Consider the following 4493-nt stretch of genomic DNA (forward strand, 5'->3'; position numbering starts at 1 on the left):
GATTGCGGTGCTTACGCCCATCTGACTCACAAATGGACATGCGGGCAATTTCCATATCATATTCTTGGCAAAAATCATCGATAATACAGAAAATTTCCGTAATTTTGTTCTTGGTAATCTCCATAACAATACTCTGTTAATTCTAACGTAATCGTTTGAAAATGAAGGAGTTAATTAACGTAATATAACTAATAAAATTTGGTTAAGTGGCTGATTATCAGTAACTTTATAGTGATCAAAGCTTAAAGTAACATGACATCAGAACCACTCAACCAATATACGGAAATCTGCAGAGATGCTATCAAAAGTTCATCTGCAAAGGTAAGCAAAACTTTCGAAAACCTTCTCTTGGAAATACTCTTATTGTACATGACGATACAAAGAAAGATAAATTTCACTCAAATGGAGCGCTACGGCACCCATTGCGAGCAGACCTACAGAACGAATTTCAACCGTGGCCGTGCTAAATGCATAGACTGGGTGAAGTTCAACCTTGCCCTTTGCAGACGTTACTTGAATATGGATGGTCTATTGGCTATTGCCATTGATCCGAGCTACATCAGCAAGTCTGGTAAGAAGACTCCGCATATCGGTACTTTCTGGTCCGGTTGTGCAAGTTCCATGAAGCATGGACTTGAAATCATGGGACTGGCTCTTGTCGATGTCTATGCCAACAGTTGCATGATGCTGCGCGCCCATCAGACTCCATCTACAGGAGAGTTGAAACTGCGCAACATGACTCTCGTGCAACATTACATAGCGGTCATCAAGCGTTACAAGAAGGAATTGTTGAAGGTCACCGATATTGTTGTCGCTGACGCCTTCTTCTCTATCCGTCCGTTTGTGGATGGAATCAAAGAGTGCGGTTTCCATCTTGTCAGCCGCTTCAGGGATACAGCGAGCCTATACTATGTGTATACGGGGCCTCGTTCCCACAAGCCTGGACGTCCCAAGACACTTGACGGAAAAATCAACTACAAGAAACTTGACCTCACTCGTATGGCAGAGTTGCATATTGAAGGACTTGAGGGCACTGCCTACACACTCATTGCCTATTCAAAGGCTTTGAAGAAGAAAGTGCGCCTTGTCATTTGGATTATGCCCAACGGAAAGCACAAGTTTTTCTTCTCAACAAAGACATCCATGTCGGGTGAGGATGTGCTGCGCACATACCGCTCAAGATTCCAAATAGAATTTTGTTTTCGCGATGCAAAGCAGTATACCGGCCTTACGCATTGCCAGGCAAGACACAAGAACCAGTTGGACTTTTCCTACAATGCATCATTCGCATCACAGAATGTAGCAAAGGTGATGATGAAGGAAAACGGGATGTCGTATTCCATGGCTTCTTTCAAGGAGATCATGGCAAGCACATACATCGCTAAATTAATTTTTGACAAGTGTCGGAGAATACCGAACCGAAAGTTAATTAGTCATACTATCAAAGAACTCTTTGGCTGGCAGCGTAAAACTGCTTAGCCTTTATCTCAAATTTTAACGAACTATTGCCATAACTATAGTATCCTTTAATTTTATAATTAATTGATTCACAACCATAAAGGTACTAAAAATTATTGAGATTACCAACTTTTACAAAGACTTTCTTATCCCGAACTCAGGTTTTTACGTTGCTATCAGAGTTGGCAAGGAAAGCAGGCAAGCAAGGAATTACCGAATTATTTCACCTTGGCACAGAAAAGTTTTTTGGATGATGTCAGACGAAAAAGTTTTTGAAATAATTCAGGTAATAAGGCACTGATACTTGATACAATGCGGCTTGCACTAACTTTGCGACGGAAAAAGTAAGTGTGTCTGCTTCGTCCAAAATAAGAAGTGGAGAAAAGTGCAGAAAATCAAGTAGTCGGTGTTAGGTAAAGGAAACAGGTATCTATATCAGATAAACAAGCGATGCACAAACATCGTGCCGATAGCCGTTGAAGTATGGTCGGAAACTGAGCAACAGCATGAAGAGATTGGGGATGCAAATACGATGAAAAAGACGGAGAACGCACAAGGAAGGGAACATGAGGAAGGCACACCTGGGGATTAGGATGTCGAGAGTAAACGCAATACGGTTCTCGCAACGATTCACAGAAGCTAAAGAAAGAAGTAATTCAGCAAGGAGAAAAAAGAAGGACTGACCCTGCCGTCAATGAGCAGCCATCGGGCTCAACTTATGGCATGTAAGTTTAAGTTTAGAAATACTCATGTATATATACATGTTCTCCAAACTCAAATGTTTTCATGGTTTCAAGTCTATTACCCATACTTTCGAATGTAAAAAAGACGATTTTCCTTCAGTAGGGAGAAGGTATAAAAAAGAGCGACCGAAGCCGCTCTTTATGTAGTATCAATATGTAGATTTACCTGGCAAGGTATGTTTCAACCAGTGTATGCAGTTGTTCTATCGAGAGGTTGGAAGTACCTGTTTCTTCAATCTCTGCATACGCTGCTTTGTTTTTTGATATAACAAACTTACGCTCTTTTCCTTGTATCTCGCAAAGAAGATGGAAATTGCCTTTGTAAGTTTGTTCTACACGTACATTCTCATATAGAATGCCATCAATATCAAATGATGGTGAACTGCTATCAGGCAAGAAGCCCCAATTTGCCAGATGGTTGTTCAAGCAAGTTTCAACAGCAGCTATCCATTGCTGACCTACACCACATTCTTCTGCGTATTTACGGAACTTACAGATAGCAGAAGCAACCTCTTTGATAATGGTTTCTGCCTTTCTGATACCATTATCTTTGGCGAGAGCAAGAGCATCTTCAAAGGTTTGACCTTGCAGCTTTCCTTGCATCATAAGGCAGTGCATAGTCTCTGGAAGGAAACCTCCGACATTGAAAATATAGGTCATGTCATATGCTGGCGATAACTGCCAATGACCGTTTTCGTCCATTAGGAAAGAAAAGTTCTTATTGTGGTCATCGGTGTTGTTGGCAAGGATGTTGAACACCATCCTGCGAAATACCTCTTCCTGTGTGGATTCAGGAAGTCGCATCTTACGACATACCATCAGCAGTTTCTCGTAGCTGTCTGCTTCGGGGTATAAGGCAGCCAGTGTCTGCATGTGAAGCTTACGTTCCTCATCACGATCGAAACGATGCGTTATGAAGTGATTCTGTCCCTCAACTTCAATAAGTTCACATGGCATCATGTTGATACCAGCAGCTGTAGCCATTTTGTAATAAGCCATTTCAAGCTCAGCAGAAGAACGTGAAGGATCACCAAACTTAAGAATACAGTATTCAAACTCTTTTTGCCCAGCTATCTGTCCGCTTCTTATCTCACCAGTCTTTGGATTTATGGCAATGATGGCTTTAGGCTGTCTGCCACCTGCAGAGGTGCCAACAGCTATCAAGGATTGCATCGTCAAAGACTCATCTGGCATTATCTTTACGTTCTCACGCTCAGTGAATATCTTTTGAGCCAAGTCCGTCAAAGCTTTAAGATTGAGTTGTTCGGACTTCTTAATGCCAGATGATTCAGGGATAAACTCCAATGCTCCCATTCCTCGCTTGCCAATGAAAGAGAGAATTTCAAGAGGAGTGATTTCCTGGTTTCGGATGCCGTTCTGTATTCTCCAACATTCGAAGACTTGATTTCCCCAAGCATCAGGAAGCGAATCAGCAAGAAAAGGAGGCAATTTACGGTAAAGCTTCATTTCCTTATCTCCCATGATAGGACGACGGCTTGCAGGTGACTTGGTAGAAGCAATAAGAGGGAAAGGATCTAGTTCGCCACCGATAACAGCAGGATTGAACTCGAAGTACGAAATTCCTTTCCTGCCATCCCATGACAAACGACCGATCTCCTTGTCCCAGAGCATTATTTTAAGGGAGCTTGTTATCATGATTTCTTATGTCTAATTCGTTGAACCTTCTTTTCTGACTTGATGAGATATGCAGAATCTGGAAGTTCTGGCATCAGTTCGTCTAGAGTATTTATCTGGCCGATAGCCTTCATCAGCAATAGGAACGTACCAAGCGACATATTGCCTGACGTTCCGTTCTCAAACTTGTGAATGGTAGTAATGGTGATACCAGATTGCTCAGAGACATCCTTCTGCGTCATGTTACTACGCAGACGATAATCTTTGAATCTCGCTCCAAGCAGCTTTATCAATTCTGGTATGGAATATTCGTAATAATCAGCCATAATATCACACTTTTATTTTATACCTTACTATAATTTATATATTGTTTTATCGTCTATTTTATATTACGCTTATATTTATGACTGCAAAATTACGCAATGTTTTTGAAATAAATGCATAACGGCAAGGAAAATGTTGGATAAAGAGCAAATTTTATGGTTCTGTAAGGAAAAAGAGAGCCCAAAACACAAAAAAAGCGACCCGATGGCCGCTCTTTGATGACGAGAAGGGTTATTTGCCCTTCTTTGTCTTGCTCTCCTGTGGAGCAGGAGTTTCTTCTTTCTCCACAGCTTCGTAGAACTTGGTTGCGACGAGAACCACACGGTTGTGCTT

3 protein-coding genes and 1 pseudogene are annotated in these 4493 nt (G+C 41.5%); 1 reads left to right on the forward strand and 3 read right to left on the reverse strand.

The features are described 5' to 3' along the window. Positions 1-252: 252 nt before the first annotated feature. Positions 253-1479: a transposase gene (locus CIK95_RS02085; RefSeq protein ID WP_094466140.1), complete on the forward strand. Its 1227-nt coding sequence runs from the start codon at positions 253-255 to the stop codon at positions 1477-1479. A gap of 884 nt (positions 1480-2363) precedes the next feature. On the opposite strand, the gene CIK95_RS02090 is transcribed toward CIK95_RS02085, so the two are convergent. From CIK95_RS02090 to CIK95_RS13410, 3 genes and pseudogenes are all read right to left on the reverse strand, one after another. Further along, the gene (locus CIK95_RS02090; protein ID WP_254046393.1) at positions 2364-3833 is read right to left on the reverse strand and encodes a type II toxin-antitoxin system HipA family toxin; all 1470 of its coding nucleotides are present in this window, start codon (positions 3831-3833) and stop codon (positions 2364-2366) included. Between the two features lie 20 nt (positions 3834-3853). Next, positions 3854-4162: a helix-turn-helix domain-containing protein gene (locus CIK95_RS02095; RefSeq protein WP_094383297.1), complete on the reverse strand. Its 309-nt coding sequence runs from the start codon at positions 4160-4162 to the stop codon at positions 3854-3856. A 229-nt stretch (positions 4163-4391) separates the two neighbouring features. Further along, a pseudogene (locus CIK95_RS13410) lies at positions 4392-4493 on the reverse strand (single-stranded DNA-binding protein); the annotation flags it as partial.

It is taken from the genome of Prevotella sp. P5-108 (assembly GCF_002251385.1).
Classification (GTDB): domain Bacteria; phylum Bacteroidota; class Bacteroidia; order Bacteroidales; family Bacteroidaceae; genus Prevotella.